The sequence below is a fragment of the Ruegeria sp. HKCCD6647-2 genome (assembly GCF_057221075.1).
Window position 1 is genome coordinate 1,073,536 of the sequence record NZ_JBWVBD010000001.1, and the last position, 16,099, is coordinate 1,089,634.

Here is a 16,099-nt window from a genome sequence, read left to right on the forward strand (position 1 = left end):
CCCGTTTGATTCGGGTTTGGTGCAGGGCGCCCGTAGGCACCCTGCTATAAGTCTGGCTTACTGAATCCAGCCTTTTTCTTTGTAGTACTTCTCGGCACCCGGATGCAGCGGAGCCGACAGGCCGTCCGCGATCATTTCTTCGGGCTTGAGGTTGGCAAACGCCGGGTGCAGCTTTTTGAAGTCATCGAAATTTTCGAAGACCGAGCTGACAACCGCGTAAACCGCGTCTTCCGACACGTCTGCCGAAGTCACGAATGTCGCGCCCACACCAAAGGTAGCGGTGTCGCCGTCCGAACCACGATACATGCCACCGGGGATGGTCGCGGTACGATAGAACGAGTTGTCGTTGACCAACTTGTCAACCGCATCGCCGCTGACGTTCACCAGAACCGAGTCGCACGCCGTAGTGGCTTCCTGGATCGAACCCGACGGGTGACCGACGGTATAGACCATCGCATCGATCTGGTTGTCGCACAGGGCGGCAGACTGTTCAGCCGCTTTCAGCTCGGTCGCCAGTTCGAAATCGTCTGTGGTCCAACCCATTTCGCCCAGCAGAACCTCCATGGTGCCGCGCTGACCGGAACCGGGGTTTCCAATATTGACGCGCTTGCCTTTCAGGTCCTCGAAGTTGGTGATGCCGGCGTCGGCACGTGCCACAACCGTGAACGGTTCGGGATGAACCGAGAATACGGCGCGTAGGTTTTCGAAGGGCCCGGCCTCTTCGAATTTCGAGCTGCCGTTAAACGCGTGGTACTGCCAGTCGGACTGCGCCACACCAAACTCCAGTTCGCCTTCGCGGATGGTGTTGATGTTGTAGACCGAGCCGCCGGTCGATTCGACCGAGCAACGTACGCCGTGTTCCTTGCGGCCCTTGTTCACCAGGCGGCAAATCGCGCCACCGGTCGGATAGTACACGCCGGTCACACCGCCGGTACCGATGGTGATGAACTCTTCGGCATAAGCTGCCGGAGCCATCATGGCAGCGGTAACAAATGCGCCGAGGCTAAGCTTGCTGCTGTTTTTCATTTAAGAACTCCCATTTTTATTGTGTGGGCGGAAAAAGGCGAAAGCCCCTGTCCGGGGAACGTGCCGATAAGCCAGATCAGCCCGTCATGCAACGGGTGCAACTATGTGAATTTTCCAATGTCTCCCAACCGTTCCGAGGTTTCATTCAGACACAACGAATGTCAAGGCCGGCACTTCGCCAGACCGCCCAAAGCCTCAGATTTGACGCTGAAACCGGAAGTTTCCCCGCCTGTAGCCAGTATAGACCCCAAAACAACCATCCTCCAATGGTCCTTAGCGAGATCAGTAATCTTTCAAGTCGAATGGGATGTGGTGGTGCCCAAGGAGAGACTCGAACTCTCACGCCCGTGAAGGCGGGGGATTTTGAATCCCCTGCGTCTACCATTCCGCCACTTGGGCCACGCACACTGGATTAGCGTCCCGCAACGGGAAGGTCCAGAGGCAAAAATCGACCTTTCCGACGTTTGTTCCCGCGACGGAGGTTGACGGTTCTTCGGGTGCGTGTTTTTGGTTGCCTGTCCCTAGACATGGATTTTGTGTTTTATGTTGCGATCACTTTATGACTGGACCATTCGTCTGGCGGATCACCCTCATGCCCTATGGGCGCTGGCAATAGTTGCATTTGTCGAAAGCTCCTTTTTTCCAATCCCTCCGGACGTTTTGATGATTCCCATGATCCTGGCGCGGCCTTCGCGCGCGTGGCTGATCGCGACGGTGGCGCTTGTGGCCTCTGTGTTGGGCGGGTTGCTGGGATATGCCATCGGTGCCTTCTTTTACGAAAGCCTCGGCCAACCCATACTGGAAGCCATGGGCAAAGCGCAGGCGATGGAAGAGTTCAACGAAAGGTTCAACGATTTCGGGTTTTGGGCTGTGCTGACGGCGGGGGTCACACCCTTCCCCTACAAAGTGATCACGATCATGTCCGGCTGGACAGGCATGCCTTTGGGAACTTTCATAGCCACGTCCATCCTCGCACGCGCCTTGCGGTTCTTCATCGTTGCGGGGCTGTTGTGGCAGTTTGGTGAGCCAATCCGCGATTTCATCGAAAAGCGGTTGGGTCTAATGTTCACACTGTTCATCCTGCTGCTGTTTGGCGGCTTCTTTGCAGTACGGTACTTATGACAAATCGAACATCACTGATCGCTTTGGCCGCAGGCGGTTCGGCTGCTCTGCTGCTGGCCGCATGGGGTTTCCAATACCTCGGCGGAATGGCGCCCTGCAAAATGTGCATCTGGCAGCGCTACCCGCACGGGGTTGCGGTTCTGATCGGTGCTGCCGCGCTGGCGCTGCCTGGTCAGCGGGCGCTTCCGCTTCTGGGCGCTTTGGCCGCTGCGATCACTGCGGGGATTGGTCTGTTCCACGCCGGAGTCGAACAAAAGTGGTGGGAAGGCCCGTCCAGTTGCTCGTCGGGCGATATTAGCGGCTTGTCAGCGGAAGAACTGATGAACCAGATCATGTCAGCCCCGCTGGTCCGCTGCGACGAGATTCCGTGGGAACTGTTCGGGGTGTCGATGGCGGGCTGGAACGCCTTGATTTCGGCCGGTTTGGTCCTGGTTTGGATCGCAGCCTGGCGTGCGCGCTAGGCTTTATTGTTCGTCCAACTCTGCGTCCCAATACAGGAAATCGATCCAACTGTCGTGCAGGTGGTTCGGAGGGAATTTGCGCCCAATATTCCGCAAAGCCTCGGCATCGGGTTGGCGCGGAGGTTTGCGCAGCGTCATTCTCGCCTGACGCAGAGATTTCGACCCTTTGCGCAGATTGCAGGGGCTGCAGGCTGCAACCACGTTCTGCCAGCTTGTGACACCGCCTGCCGCGCGCGGAACGACATGATCAAATGTCAGGTCCCCGCGACTGCCGCAATACTGGCATCGGAATTCGTCCCTCAGAAATAAATTAAAGCGCGTGAAGGCCACGCGCTTTCTGGGTTTTACGTAGTCTTTCAGGACAACCACCGATGGTATTCGAATCTGGGTGCTGGGACTGCGGACCACTTCGTCATATTCGGCAACGATGTCGACCCGATCCAGCCAGGCGGCTTTGATAGCCTCCTGCCATGGCCATAAAGACAGGGGATAATAGGAAAGCGGGCGATAATCGGCGTTCAAAACCAATGCCGGATGATGCTTTAGCGCACCGGGTTCCCTGACGAATTCGGTCCTGAAGTCTCCGTCCATAACAGAATCGCTCCTCGCTCTGTACTGCCCGTTTTTGACATCAGAGCGGGGAACACCCGCCCCGGCCTTAACTTAACTATATATCGTGTTAAAACTCTGACAAGCCCTGAGTTTCCACAATATCTCGGGGATTGGTTAAGCCGAATCCGTAACAACATCGTGACAGTTATCCACAGGTTGCGTTCACTGTGTCCGGCAGGCTATGGCGAGGCATGAGCTGGTTCATCCGATTCAACAAACCCTTCGATGTGCTGCCGCAGTTCACAGATCGTGCAAATGCAGAATCACCGCGTAGTACACTGTCGGATTTCATCGACCTGCCCGGTGTGTACCCGGCGGGTCGTCTGGATCGCGACAGCGAAGGGCTGATGCTTTTGACCGATAACGGCAAGTTGCAGGCTCAGATATCGGATCCCAAACACAAGATGGCCAAGACTTATTGGGTGCAGGTCGAGGGGATACCGGACGCATCCGCATTGAAGGCGTTACGCGACGGCGTGGACCTGAAAGAAGGACCGACACGTCCGGCCAAAGCCCGGCTGATCGATCAGCCGGATGCGCTCTGGCCTCGCACTCCGCCGATTCGCGTTCGGCAGACGGTGCCGGACAGCTGGATCGAATTGACGATCCGGGAAGGCCGAAACCGTCAGGTGCGCCGAATGACAGCGGCCGTGGGCCATCCCACGCTGCGTCTGATCCGCGCCCGGATTGGCGATTGGACGCTGGAAGACCTGGCACCCGGTCAATGGGAAAGTTTGCCGATGCCAACGCTGAACTCCGTGACCCACCGCAAGCGTGATCGCCGCCCCCGCCGGTGACACGAGCTGCGATAGCGGTTAAACTCGACTTATGAAGATTACGAAGGGCATCCCTGCCCCGTCCGCCATTCTTGAAGCCGCATTGTACGTAAATGATTTGAATGCAGCCGAGCAGTTTTATGGTGAGATTCTGGGGCTAACGCAGATTCAACGCGTTGAAGACCGTCACGTTTTCTATCGGGTCGGGGAATCTGTACTTTTGCTGTTCAACCCGGATCAGACCGAACAGCCGCCCAACAACCCAGACCTACCCGTTCCTCCGCATGGTGCCCGTGGCCCGGGGCACGTCTGTCTGGTTCTGACGCGCGAAGAGATCGCAACCATGCGGAAACACCTGCTGGATTGGAACATCCCGCTTGATGCCGAATTCGACTGGCCCGGCGGCGCCAGATCGCTCTACGTCAGGGACCCGGCAGGTAACTCGGTTGAGTTTGCAGAAGGTCATCTGTGGGACTAGCGCAGGGCGTATCGTTTCGAAATCCGGTTGACCGGCGTTCCATCCCGCAATGGAACGCCATAAGCCACGGAAAAATCCCGAAATCCCATCTTTTCGTAGTAGCTTAGTCCAAGGACATTATCCGCCCGGATCGTCGCATTGATAGCTTGAAAACCCAACGCCGCGGCCCGTCTCTCAGTTTCTTCGAACAGTGCGCGCCCTGCCCCGCGCAAAACCGGGTGGCGGCGGGTGAAAGTAGCGATATCGGCGCAATCTTCCGGCAAGTCTTCATAGGTCCCCAACCATTGAAACCCGGCTACCTCGCCCTGATCATCAAGCGCGACGTGGCAACAGATCGTATCCGCGCCCTCTAGAAAACTTTGTGCGAACAAGGGCTCGAAAAACGGGATTTCAAGCGCGGTCGTTCCGCCGGCGGCTATGATGTCGTTTAGAATGCAGCACGCATCGGCCACGTCCTCTCGCATCATCGGCCGCACAGCAATCATGGATCAGAGGCTCAGCTTGTCGCGCATGAAGGCCAGCGCGACGCTCAGCCCGTCGGGGGCGATACCGTGCCCGGTGCCTTTCATGACATGCGCGTAGATTTCCTTGAAACCCGCAGTCTGCAGGGCCTCGGCCGCTTCGGGTAGCGATTGGGGCGGCACGACGTCATCCGAGTCGCCATGTACCAGAAGAATGGGCATCCGGCTGATCGTTTCATCGGGCAACAGGTCCGGTTCCAGCAACCGACCTGAGAATGCAACGATCCCCGCGACAGGGTCTTCGCGGCGCGGAGCCACGTGCAAGCTCATCATCGTTCCCTGAGAGAACCCGAACAGCACAACCTGCTCGGGCAACACATCCTCATCTACCATCAGGGCGTCGAGAAACGCGTTGAAGTCCTCGACAGCCATTTCCATACCGCGCCGCGCCTCTTCTTCGGACGACCCATCGATCCAGGGGATCGGGAACCACTGAAACCCGTTGGGCATTCCGGGGATCTGCTCGGGCGCATCCGGAGCGACAAACAGCGTGTCCGGCAAATGCTCACCCAGAACGTCCGCAAGACCCAGCAAGTCGGCCCCATTGGCGCCATAGCCGTGAACGAACACCACAACCGAGCGCGTGTCGCCCGAAACCGGCTCTTTTCGGAGCGCATTCAAAACCCGTGTCATCTGATCCCTTCTCTGTCTTTGGCCACGCGGTAATAGGCCCACAAAACGCGTGCCGCAACCGATCGCCATGGCGACCATGCCTCGGCCATCTGACGCAATTCCCTGTCTGTCGGACGCTTGGGCAATTCGTAGAGAATTCGAGCTGCCTCTTGCAGCGCAAGATCACCCGGCGCGATGACGTCGGCCCGGCCCAGAGAGAACATGGCGTAAATCTCGGCTGTCCAGACACCGATTCCGGAAACCTGTGTCAGAATAGCGACAACATCTTCATTAGAAGCGTCTCGTAAAGCTTTGTAATCAATGCGCGCTTCGGCCAGAGCGCGGGCATAACGGATCTTCTGGCGACTCAGGCCTACAGCACGCAGATCGTCGTCGCTGGCCCACATGATCTTACGCGGACCTGTCAGTTTTGCGTCCTGCATCCGCCTCCAGATGGCATTGGCCGAAGCAACACTGACCTGCTGACTGACAATCGCGCTCAGCAACTGGGCAAATCCGTCCGGACGGCGGCGCAAGGGCAACGGACCTGTCTGCCCGAGTGCGTATGCCATGCGGGGGCAGGCTCCGGACAACCATTCGGCGCCCTCGGCAACGCAGTCTGATGTTTCAATGATGCGTCCGACGGACATGCGCGCTCCGCGTTTCGTGGTCCCCGCCGCACGTTAGGCACCTTTGTCGCATATGCAACCCGCTTGTATGCCGGACGGATCGCCGATACGGATTACGCCATGACGATGACCGCCACGACCTCGAACGACAGGCAGGCCAAACGCAACGTCGCCGTATTGGTTGCAGCGCAGTCCCTGCTGGGGTCGCAGATGCCGATGATATTTATCGTCGGAGGGCTGGCCGGTCAGTCGCTGGCGACCAATCCCTGTCTGGCGACCCTGCCGATCTCGCTGATCGTCCTGGGATCGATGCTGGCCGCCACACCTGTTTCCGCCATCATGCAGCGTTGGGGGCGGCGCGCAGGGTTTCTTGTCGGCGCGACCGCCGGTGCCTGCGGCGGCTTGATAGGTGCATATGGCCTGTTTCTGGGATCTTTCCCCGTCTTCTTGCTGGGCAGCCTGTTGACCGGCATCTATATGAGCGCGCACGGTTTCTATCGCTTTGCGGCTGCCGACACCGCATCGGACACGTTTCGACCCAAGGCGATCTCTTATGTCATGGCCGGCGGGCTGGCAGCGGCCATTATCGGTCCGCAGATCGTCAAGCTTACGTCAACCGCCTATGTCATTCCCTTTCTGGGGACATATCTTGCGGTGATTGCGATTAACGTCATTGGCTCGGTCCTGTTCTTTTTTCTCGATATCCCGACACCTCCACGCCCGACTGAAGAGTCGGCCAAAGGGCGCTCGCGGTTAGAGCTGCTGAAAACACCCCGCATTGCCGTTGCCATCACTTGCGCCATGGTTTCGTACGCGCTCATGAATCTGGTAATGACGTCCACACCGCTGGCGGTTGTGGGTTGTGGCTACACTGCAAATGACGCTGCCGATGTGGTCACCGCACACGTGTTGGCCATGTATGTTCCCAGCTTCTTCACGGGTCACCTGATCGCCCGTTTCGGCGTCGAAAAAATCGTCGCCCTGGGCCTGGCCATTCTGGCAGGGGCCGGGGTCGTTGCCCTGCAAGGGGTTGATCTTGGCAATTTCTTCGTTGCACTGATCCTGCTCGGCCTCGGCTGGAACTTTGGCTTTATCGGTGCCACAACCATGCTGGCCGCATCTCACAACGTGAATGAACGCGGCCGAATGCAGGGTCTCAACGACCTGTTGGTGTTTGGGGGCGTTACGGTGGCTTCGCTGGCCTCGGGCGGCCTTATGAACTGTTCGGGCGGGTCACCCGTCGAAGGCTGGACTGCCGTCAACCTGGCGATGATCCCATTGCTGACCCTTGCAGGTGGCGCCTTGTTGTGGCTGGTCCTGCGCCCCTCTGAAGCCGAGACAGTCTGATCCCTACCATCGGCCGGTAGCAACAGCCCACATCAACGACAGCCTTCGCCGCACTTCGCCCTGAGACAAGTCACCGGCGGCCACACGCGCAGGCTGCGCCAGGGCCCGACGCAGCACCCATTCTGCCTGCCACCCGGCAAAAAGTGCCGGACGTGCTTCGGCTGAAATCGATGACCGTGCCTTTCGGGCGGCAACTAGCCGGATAAGTGCCTTCTCAGCCAGGTTTCGAACACCGACCGGGGTACCGTCCAGCAAAGGAATCCTGCCCCGGCTTTCAAGATCGGGAATAGCCCGAAACCAGTTCGCGACACCCACGCCATAGCCAAAATCACGCAATGTCTGTTCGTCGCCAGCGCCCAAAGATTGAGCGGCAACAACCATCAGAGTTCCTGCGCTTTGATTAATGTAGTTGTCGAAATGATCCTCGTCCTCAAACGGATCGCGATAGATATCCCAACGCCTTACGGCGACATATTCATCCAGCAATGCAGCCAAATGCGGGGACAGGCAGTGTGATAAGGGCGTCACGACCTCATGACGACGAGCAGTTTGACCCTCGGCGATTTCCTGTAGCGCATCGCGCCACCACTGCAGGCGCATCTCGGCGATCATCGGTTCCTGCGTGACCCACGGCGCGCGGGCTACCTCGACATTTAGGGCATAGAGTGGGAACAGAACCGCGCGCGCCGCGACGGGTGCAGCCATGGCCGCCATGAACCGGTCGGGGTCGGCCTTGTGTACCAACGCCGCGCAGGCTTTGACGTCTTCGCCGAACTCCACGGTCACTCCGCCGCAGCCGTTTGCGAACCGCAATCCCGTACCAGTTTCCACTGGATCGCATCCAGCAATGCTTCGAAAGACGCATCAACTATGTTCGCGCTGACGCCGACGGTCGACCAACGCCGCCCCTGCCCGTCCTCGCTGTCGATGATGACGCGGGTCACAGCTTCGGTGCCGCCCTGCGTTATGCGTACCTTGAAGTCGACCAGATGCATGTCGTTCAAAATGCGGGAATATTGGCCCAGATCCTTGGCCAAAGCCTTCGCCAGAGCGTTCACCGGGCCGCGATCACTACCATCCTCGTCCAGCGATTCACTGACTGACAGTTTCTTTTCCCCGTCGACCTTCACCACGACAACAGCTTCGGACAGGCTGACCATCTTGTTGTACTTGTTCTTGCGGCGCTCGACCGTGACCTTGTAGCGCTTCACCTCAAAGAATTCAGGCAGTTGGTCCAGTTCGTCCCGCGCCAAAAGTTCGAAACTCGCCTGCGCGGTGTCATAGGAGTACCCCTCGGCTTCGCGGGATTTTATCCGTTCCAGAATGCGTCCCAACGCGGGATTGCCGGCTTCGACCGTCAATCCAGCCTCGGTCAACCGCTTGCGCAAGTTGGACTGTCCGGCCTGGTTCGACATCGGGATGATACGCGCATTACCGACACTGGCCGGGTCCACGTGTTCATAGGTTGATGGGTCCTTGAGGATCGCGCTGGCGTGCAGCCCTGCCTTGTGGGCAAAAGCCGATGCGCCGACATAAGCCGACTGTTTGCTGGGGACCCGGTTCAGGATGTCGTCAAGCATCCGGCTGATCCGGGTCAGCCCGGTCAGCGCTTCCTCACTGACACCAATGTCGAAACCCGACACGTAAGGTTCCTTCAGCAGCAAAGTTGGGATCAAAGCCGTCAGGTTGGCATTTCCACACCGCTCTCCCAACCCGTTCAACGTACCTTGAATCTGTCGCGCCCCGGCATCCACGGCCGCCAGCGAACAGGCCACCGCATTTTCGGTATCGTTATGCGTGTGGATGCCCAACCGGTCCCCCGGCAGTCCGGCGGCGATCACCGCGGCGACAATCTGCCCAACCTCTGCCGGTAAGGCACCGCCATTCGTGTCGCACAGCACAACCCAGCGCGCACCCGCGTCCAGGGCGGCGCGGCAGACCTCGACCGCGTAGGCCGGGTTGTCCTTGTAGCCGTCAAAAAAGTGTTCGGCATCAAACAGTGCCTCACGCCCCGACGCCACGATATGTGCAATCGAGGCGCGCACATTCTCAACATTTTCCTCAAGCGAAACACCTAAGGCATGGGTCACGTGGTAATCATGCGACTTGCCGACCAAACAAACAGCCTGCGTCCCGGCGTTCATGACGGCCGCCAGAACATCGTCGTTTTCAGCCGACCGGCCGGAACGCTTGGTCATTCCAAACGCTGTCAACATGGCTGACGTCACGGGGGCGGCGTCAAAAAACGCGCTGTCCGTTGGGTTGGCGCCGGGCCATCCACCTTCGATATAGTCGACACCCAACTCGTCCAGAGCCTGAGCGATCTGAACCTTCTCGGCTGTCGAGAACTGAACCCCCTGTGTTTGCTGACCATCACGCAGGGTTGTGTCGTAGAGGTAGAGGCGTTCTTTGACCATCACACATCCTCCAGCTTGGCGGCGTTGAAACCGGCACCCGGCACCAGATCCACGCCGTCCTTGCTCATCCGAACCTCAAGCCCCGCAGCCAGATACAGCGCTTTCAGACGATCAACCTCGGCAAAGTCCTTGGTCTGCATGGCGGTCGCCCGCGCTTGGGCGAGCCTTTCGGCATGTGATGACAAATCAAGCGTGCAGGTTTCCGCCCAATCGCCCATTTCAGCCGTCAACAAACCCAATGTTTGCGCACCGGCCAACAGAGCCGCCGCATTGCCTTCCGCTGCCAGACGATGAAGTTCTGCGATGGCGCCCGCAGTATTGAGGTCATCTGCCAACGCTTCGATCACCGCGGGTGCCACGTTGGCGGCGGGCTCGATGCCCGCTGTCAGCGTCCGCCATTTGCGCAGCGTCGCCTCGGCTTCGCGCGCCTTTTTCTCGGTCCAGTCCATCGGCTTGCGGTAATGGGTTTGCAAGAAGACAAACCGGATCACTTCGCCCGGAACGCCTTGCTCCAACAGGTCATGAACGGTGAAGAAATTGCCCAGCGATTTGGACATTTTCCTTCCCTCCACCTGCAGCATTTCGTTGTGCATCCAGACCCTTGCAAACTCTCCATGCGGGTGTGCGCAGCGGCTTTGTGCGATTTCGTTCTCATGATGCGGAAACATCAGATCGTTGCCGCCGCCATGGATATCGAAACTTTCGCCCAGCAACTCATAGCTCATGGCCGAGCATTCGATGTGCCACCCCGGTCGCCCGCGTCCCCAGGGCGACGCCCACCCCGGTAGGTCGTCTGTTGATGGCTTCCAGAGCACAAAGTCCATCGGGTTCTTCTTGTAAGGCGCCACCTCGACACGAGCGCCAGCGATCATGTCATCCACCGACCGACCCGACAGCTTGCCGTATTCCTCTTTCCAGCTGTCGACGGCAAACAACACATGCCCCTCGGCCGCATAGGCATGGCCTTTGTCGATCAGGTCCTGCGTCATCGCGATCATCTGCGCGATATACTCTGTCGCGCGCGGCATCTGGTTGGGCTCCAACGCGCCCAACGCACCCATGTCATGCAGATACCAGCCGATCGTTTCATCCGACCGCTGCTGAACCAATTGCTCCAAAGGGCCACCAGCGCCTGCCTTTTTCCGGGCCAGCGCAGTCGCATTAATCTTGTCGTCCACATCGGTGAAATTGCGGACATATGTCACGTGCTCGGCCCCAAACACGTGGCGCAGCAATCGAAACAACACGTCGAATACGACAACGGGCCGCGCATTTCCCAGATGTGCCCGGTCGTAGACCGTCGGGCCACAGACATACATCCGCACATTTTCAGGGTCGATCGGCACGAAATCCTCTTTCGTCCGCGTCCGTGTGTTGTGCAGTTTGATCGTCGTCATCGGGTCTTGCTCCTAAAACAGCATGCGCTTGCGCGTTGGCGCGGGCATAGCAACTTGTCTCAGGGATGAAAACGAAAGAAACCGGCCCGCGTGAGTGATCAGCAGGGAATGCAGCAGATAATGATGCAGGTCATACGGTTCATAAGCTTCGCATATCACGAGACACATTCTGCGCCAAGCCTTGAGTTCATTCGCACCACACGGCAAGGTTAGTGGCATGAGCCGCGATTTCGTCAATTCCATATGCCGGGACTTGCCCGGCGCCGAATTATCCGACCCCTGGGGCGGAGGGCACGACGCATGGAAAGTTGGCGGCAAGATGTTTGCTTGCGTCGGCTCGGTCGGGGATGGCGTTTCTGTAAAGACACCGGATATTGAGACCGCCCAGATGCTGATAGATGCGGGTATTGGCACCAAGGCCCCTTATTTCCACAGAAGCTGGATTCGCTTGCCCTGGGAAACCGACCCCGAGGAAATGCGCCACCGGTTGACCGCTTCTTATGACATCGTGCGCGCCTCGCTGACCAAAAAGGTACAGGCAACCCTGGCTGCACGAAGCTGATTGACAAACCTTCCAGCCTCTGCCCCATTCGGGCGAAATCAGGGAGGCGTGGAATGAAACTGTCGCATCGCATCACACATCTGACCCAAGGTGGTTCCGATGGCTGGGACGTGTTTTACCGCGCGCGCCGCATGATTTCGGAAGGCCATGCAGTGACCGAACTGACGATCGGTGAACATGACATCGGGACAAGCCCCGAGATACTTGCGGAAATGTATGCCTCTGCCCAAAGCGGGCACACGGGCTATGCGATGGTTCCCGGCACCGATCTGCTGCGCGACACTGTGGCCGCTCGGGTTCAGATGCGCACCGGAGTGAAAACTTCGCGCCACAACGTGTTGATCACGCCAGGCGGTCAGGCCGCCCTGTTCGCCGCTCACGTCGCGGTGTGCAATCCCGGCGATACGGGATTGTTCCTGGATCCCTATTACGCCACCTACCCCGGCACGATACGCGGCGCGGGGGGGATCGCCAAAGCGGTTCAGACACACGCTGAGGACGCCTTTCAGCCCCGCGCGGATGAAATAGAACAGCACGCGGACGGGGCCGTTTCCCTGCTGATCAACACGCCGAACAATCCAACTGGCGTGGTTTATTCCCCCGAAACGCTAAGCATGATCGCTGAACTTTGCCAGCGCCACGATCTGTGGCTGATCTCGGACGAGGTTTATGACACTCAGGTTTGGGAAGGATCGCACCTTTCGCCCCGTGCGTTGGCTGGCATGGACGAGCGTACTTTGGTCGTTGGCTCCATGTCCAAATCTCATGCAATGACCGGCTCTCGTTGCGGATGGATCGTCGGCCCGGAAGAGGTGATCGAACACCTGATCAATCTGGCGACCCATACAACCTATGGCGTACCGGGGTTCATTCAGGACGCTGCAAGTTTTGCCCTTAGCGCGGGTCAGGGACCCGAGGAAGAGGTAGCCGCCCCATTCCGCCGGCGGCGTGAACTGGCAACACGGCTGCTTGCGCAGCAAAACACTGTCGGTCTGATCCCGGCACAGGGGGCGATGTATCTGATGCTGGATATTCGCGCCACCGGCCTGAGCGGTGAGGGGTTCGCAAACGCCCTGCTGGACGCACATTCCATTGCCGTTATGCCCGGTGAAAGCTTCGGCGTTGCTGCCGCGGGTCACGTGCGCGTCGCGATGACGGTTGATGATGAGAGATTCGAGGATTCGCTGAAAGTGTTGTGCGATTTCGCCGGTCAGTTGTCTCGGGACAGGGGTGCCGCCTAAGGCACGCAGCGCTCGTTAAAAACGGAATGTCGTGCGCAGATTGATGACATTTGCATCCAGCCCACCGCTGGACCGAGTCACGTCATCGAAATTCTGGCGCAAGGCCTCGCCGCTGATGACGAACCTGTCCCCGATCGGATACGCGACGCCGATCCCATAGACAGCTGCGGTGTCACTTCTGCCGGATGTGTCCGCGCGCGCAGTACCAACAACCACGTAGCCAAGGGCCGATCCAAAGTCGTAGCCGCCCCGCAGTTTCAGCCGGGACATGCTGTCGAGGGTTCCTTCAGATTGCCCGAGATCCAGGTTAAAGCGGTTGTATTCCAGCTCTCCGCCCAGAACGAAATTGCCGAAATCGTAGTCGTATCCAATATGGGGGCCGAAAACAAAATCGTTGCCGCCACTGCCGCCGGGGCCATCAACATCTGAATATCCAAAGCTAAACCCGGCAAAAACTCCCGTCCAATCCTCCGCCAGCGCCGGTCCGGCGCTCAACATCAGAATTGCGGACAGTATGGCCTTAATCGGTTTCACTCAAACCTCCGGACGTGCGCTGCCGGTTTTGGCGGGTTGCCTCACGCGAATCTGAAGCATGCCAGAAAATCAGCTAACCCAAAGTTCCTCATTAAATAACTGATATCAGCTTAACAGAATTCCATCCTTGCGGGAAAAAACATTTCCTCACGGAATCTTGCGTGACATTTAGGCCATTCGGCACTGTCGAGAGGAAGTGCAGCATGGTTAAAGAATTCCGCGCAGTGGTCGCAAATAGAACAGATTATGCCGGCGTTGGTTGCCTATTCTCGTATGAAATGCCGAGGGCTCTGATGAAGAACGATGTATGGAAGATATCCCTTGTAAGCCGCACCATCGGTGCGGACCGGGGACGTGCCGCAAGGGGGCGGCCTCTGGCGGGTTGAGCCCGCCAAAACGTACATCCTGTCTAGTAACCGGACCCAAAAATAATGAATGATCAATCCCGAAACTCCTCGCGCAGTGGCGGCCGCTCGGCCCGTCGCGCAGCTCGCTCGAGCGCCCTGCCCGACCATTTGCGTCCAGTGCGCCCCGGTATGGAGGGCGGAACCTACAAGCCGCTCAGCCAGCAGGATATGGAGCGTATTCACACCGCAGCCCTGACCGCACTGGAAACCATCGGTCTGGCCGACGCACCGCAAAGTGGCATCGACTACCTTGTTGGTGCGGGCTGCATTCTGGGCGAGGACGGTCGCATCCGCTTCCCCCGCGCACTGGTCGAGGACATGCTGGCCAAGGCAAACCGCTCGGTCACGTTGTATAGCCGTGACGGCAAAACCGACCTGGAGTTGTCTGGAAATCGCGTACATTACGGAACCGCCGGTGCCGCCGTTCACATGGTCGACGTCCACGGGCGCGAGTATCGCGATTCGACGGTTCAGGACCTGCATGATGCGTCCCGCATTTGTGACAGGCTGGATAATATCCACTTTGTCCAGCGCCCCATGGTGTGCCGCGATATCCTGGACAATCGAGAGATGGATCTGAACACCATCTACGCGTGCTGCTCGGGCACGTACAAGCATGTTGGCACCTCGTTCACCGATCCAAGCTATGTCGCTCCGGCCATGGAAATGCTGCACATGATCGCTGGTGGCGAGGAAAAATGGCGCGAACGGCCATTCGTGTCGAACTCCAACTGTTTTGTCGTGCCGCCAATGAAATTTGCAACCGAAAGTTGCGAGGTGATGGAGGCCTGCATCAAGGCCGGAATGCCGGTTCTGCTTCTGTCAGCGGGCATGGCAGGCGCAACGGCGCCGTCCACTATTGCCGGCGCCATCACGCAGGCCACGGCCGAATGTCTGGCTGGTCTGGTCTATGTAAATGCTGTCAAACCCGGCGCTCCGGCAGTTTTCGGCACCTGGCCGTTCGGTCTGGACCTGCGTACCGGTGCAATGTCGGTCGGATCCGGTGAGCAGGCCCTGCTGAGCGCAGGCTGCGCGCAAATGCACAAGTTTTATGGCCTGCCCGGTGGCGCCGCGGCCGGTGCATCGGATTCGAAACTGCCGGACATGCAAGCCGGCTGGGAGCAAATGTGCTCAAACGTCATGGCAGGTTTGGCCGGTCTCAACATGGTGTACGAGGCTGCCGGCATGCATTCGTCGCTGCTGGGTTTCTGCCTTGAAAGCCTGATCCTTAGTGATGATCTGATTGGTCAGGCCCTGCGCTGCGTACGTGGAATCGAAGTCACGGATGACACGTTGGCTCTCGACCAGATCGCCGAGGTTTGCCTGGGCGGGCCCGGGCATTACCTCGGAACGGATGCCACCCTCAGCCGGATGCAGGTGGACTACGTCTACCCTGCACTGGGCGACCGAACGTCGCCCAAGGAGTGGGCGGAACTGGGCAAACCGGATCTGATCGAAAAGGCGATTGCGCGTAAGGAAGAAATCCTGGCCACCCCGTCACAAGCGAAATTCGATCCCCTTCTGGATGCTGAACTGCGCGCCAAATTCAGCATTCACTTGCCTGTATAACCCGTTGAAAATGCAGCGGCCCGAACGGAGTCGGGCCGCCGTCGCGATGAGAGATCAGCCGTTGCTTGGGGGAAGCAGACCGGCTTCCTGCGCCACCGCGATCTCGTCCGCGTCCAGCGCGCCGTCACCATTTGTATCCATGGTCGAGAAGACGTCGGCGTCAACTTCGGGCACAACGGCCTGAACTTCTTCGATGGTCAGTACCCCGTCGCCGTTGGCGTCAGCCGTGGATTGCGCAACTGCCAGAGTCGGCAGTCCAAGTACAATTGCTGAAATGACAGCCATGTTTTGCGGTTTCATAAAGGTGCCTCCTGAGTGAGTTTTTTGTGTCTTGGTGTCCGGACAGGCATCAAAAACACCCTCACCCACCCCCTCGTCACCCGTTTTG

The 16,099-nt window shown here is 58.6% G+C and carries 18 protein-coding genes and 1 tRNA gene; 8 read left to right on the forward strand and 11 right to left on the reverse strand.

From position 1 onward, the window contains the following. Positions 1-57: 57 nt before the first annotated feature. Together AC2TDJ_RS05225 and AC2TDJ_RS05230 are read right to left on the reverse strand one after the other, a co-directional pair. On the reverse strand, positions 58-1,026 hold the full coding sequence (locus AC2TDJ_RS05225) for a TAXI family TRAP transporter solute-binding subunit (RefSeq protein WP_480839900.1): 969 nt from the start codon (positions 1,024-1,026) through the stop codon (positions 58-60). A gap of 313 nt (positions 1,027-1,339) precedes the next feature. After that, positions 1,340-1,425: transfer RNA gene (locus AC2TDJ_RS05230), tRNA-Leu, on the reverse strand. A gap of 144 nt (positions 1,426-1,569) precedes the next feature. Between AC2TDJ_RS05230 and AC2TDJ_RS05235 the strand changes: the two genes are divergently transcribed. After that, positions 1,570-2,148 (forward strand): YqaA family protein, encoded by a 579-nt coding sequence (locus tag AC2TDJ_RS05235; protein WP_480839902.1) that lies wholly within the window; start codon positions 1,570-1,572, stop codon positions 2,146-2,148. After that, the gene (locus AC2TDJ_RS05240) at positions 2,145-2,609 is read left to right on the forward strand and encodes a disulfide bond formation protein B (RefSeq protein WP_480839903.1); all 465 of its coding nucleotides are present in this window, start codon (positions 2,145-2,147) and stop codon (positions 2,607-2,609) included. The genes AC2TDJ_RS05235 and AC2TDJ_RS05240 overlap by 4 nt, the downstream gene beginning before the upstream one ends. A 3-nt stretch (positions 2,610-2,612) precedes the next feature. Here the strand turns inward: AC2TDJ_RS05240 and AC2TDJ_RS05245 are convergent, their stop codons facing one another. Then, positions 2,613-3,200 carry an HNH endonuclease gene (locus tag AC2TDJ_RS05245; protein ID WP_480839905.1) on the reverse strand — a complete coding sequence of 196 codons (588 nt, stop codon included), beginning with the start codon at positions 3,198-3,200 and terminating at the stop codon, positions 2,613-2,615. 212 nt (positions 3,201-3,412) lie between these two features. On the opposite strand from AC2TDJ_RS05245, the gene AC2TDJ_RS05250 reads away from it, so the two are divergent. Then, complete coding sequence (locus AC2TDJ_RS05250; protein WP_480839907.1) at positions 3,413-4,018, forward strand: pseudouridine synthase; 606 nt, start codon at positions 3,413-3,415, stop codon at positions 4,016-4,018. Positions 4,019-4,049: 31 nt separating this feature from the next. Next, positions 4,050-4,475, forward strand: a complete 426-nt coding sequence (locus AC2TDJ_RS05255; RefSeq protein ID WP_480839909.1) for a VOC family protein — start codon at positions 4,050-4,052, stop codon at positions 4,473-4,475. On the opposite strand, the gene AC2TDJ_RS05260 is transcribed toward AC2TDJ_RS05255, so the two are convergent. Genes AC2TDJ_RS05260 through AC2TDJ_RS05270 form a run of 3 tightly spaced genes read right to left on the reverse strand, consistent with a single transcriptional unit; the run spans position 4,472 to position 6,258 of the window. Beyond that, positions 4,472-4,960, reverse strand: a complete 489-nt coding sequence (locus AC2TDJ_RS05260) for an N-acetyltransferase family protein (RefSeq protein WP_480839911.1) — start codon at positions 4,958-4,960, stop codon at positions 4,472-4,474. The two genes, AC2TDJ_RS05255 and AC2TDJ_RS05260, sit on opposite strands and share 4 nt — an antisense overlap. 3 nt (positions 4,961-4,963) lie before the next feature. Next, positions 4,964-5,629, reverse strand: a complete 666-nt coding sequence (locus AC2TDJ_RS05265; RefSeq protein ID WP_480839913.1) for an alpha/beta hydrolase — start codon at positions 5,627-5,629, stop codon at positions 4,964-4,966. Then, positions 5,626-6,258 carry a DNA-3-methyladenine glycosylase family protein gene (locus AC2TDJ_RS05270; protein WP_480839915.1) on the reverse strand — a complete coding sequence of 211 codons (633 nt, stop codon included), beginning with the start codon at positions 6,256-6,258 and terminating at the stop codon, positions 5,626-5,628. The genes AC2TDJ_RS05265 and AC2TDJ_RS05270 overlap by 4 nt, the downstream gene beginning before the upstream one ends. Positions 6,259-6,357: 99 nt before the next feature. On the opposite strand from AC2TDJ_RS05270, the gene AC2TDJ_RS05275 reads away from it, so the two are divergent. Then, the gene (locus tag AC2TDJ_RS05275) at positions 6,358-7,584 is read left to right on the forward strand and encodes an MFS transporter (RefSeq protein ID WP_480840236.1); all 1,227 of its coding nucleotides are present in this window, start codon (positions 6,358-6,360) and stop codon (positions 7,582-7,584) included. 3 nt (positions 7,585-7,587) lie between these two features. Here the strand turns inward: AC2TDJ_RS05275 and AC2TDJ_RS05280 are convergent, their stop codons facing one another. From AC2TDJ_RS05280 to cysS, 3 genes are read right to left on the reverse strand one after another with little or no spacing between them, the layout of a single operon-like run. Further along, positions 7,588-8,364: a squalene/phytoene synthase family protein gene (locus AC2TDJ_RS05280; RefSeq protein WP_480840238.1), complete on the reverse strand. Its 777-nt coding sequence runs from the start codon at positions 8,362-8,364 to the stop codon at positions 7,588-7,590. Positions 8,365-8,366: 2 nt separating this feature from the next. Next, positions 8,367-10,001: a citramalate synthase gene (gene cimA / locus AC2TDJ_RS05285; protein WP_480839917.1), complete on the reverse strand. Its 1,635-nt coding sequence runs from the start codon at positions 9,999-10,001 to the stop codon at positions 8,367-8,369. After that, on the reverse strand, positions 10,001-11,398 hold the full coding sequence (cysS, locus tag AC2TDJ_RS05290) for a cysteine--tRNA ligase (protein ID WP_480839918.1): 1,398 nt from the start codon (positions 11,396-11,398) through the stop codon (positions 10,001-10,003). Before cysS ends, cimA begins: the two co-directional genes overlap by 1 nt. Positions 11,399-11,615: 217 nt before the next feature. On the opposite strand from cysS, the gene AC2TDJ_RS05295 reads away from it, so the two are divergent. Next, positions 11,616-11,960: an MmcQ/YjbR family DNA-binding protein gene (locus tag AC2TDJ_RS05295; RefSeq protein WP_480839919.1), complete on the forward strand. Its 345-nt coding sequence runs from the start codon at positions 11,616-11,618 to the stop codon at positions 11,958-11,960. Positions 11,961-12,013: 53 nt separating this feature from the next. Further along, entirely contained in the window at positions 12,014-13,201 is a 1,188-nt protein-coding gene (locus AC2TDJ_RS05300) for a pyridoxal phosphate-dependent aminotransferase (protein WP_480839920.1), read from the forward strand. 15 nt (positions 13,202-13,216) lie between these two features. Here the strand turns inward: AC2TDJ_RS05300 and AC2TDJ_RS05305 are convergent, their stop codons facing one another. Further along, positions 13,217-13,735: an outer membrane protein gene (locus AC2TDJ_RS05305; protein ID WP_480839921.1), complete on the reverse strand. Its 519-nt coding sequence runs from the start codon at positions 13,733-13,735 to the stop codon at positions 13,217-13,219. Between the two features lie 431 nt (positions 13,736-14,166). Between AC2TDJ_RS05305 and AC2TDJ_RS05310 the strand changes: the two genes are divergently transcribed. Further along, positions 14,167-15,711 carry a trimethylamine methyltransferase family protein gene (locus tag AC2TDJ_RS05310; protein WP_480839922.1) on the forward strand — a complete coding sequence of 515 codons (1,545 nt, stop codon included), beginning with the start codon at positions 14,167-14,169 and terminating at the stop codon, positions 15,709-15,711. 54 nt (positions 15,712-15,765) lie between these two features. Here AC2TDJ_RS05310 and AC2TDJ_RS05315 read toward each other — a convergent pair whose 3' ends face one another. Further along, a complete protein-coding gene (locus AC2TDJ_RS05315) occupies positions 15,766-16,011 on the reverse strand; it encodes an EF-hand domain-containing protein (RefSeq protein ID WP_480839924.1) in 246 nt (81 codons plus the stop codon). Positions 16,012-16,099: the final 88 nt, after the last annotated feature.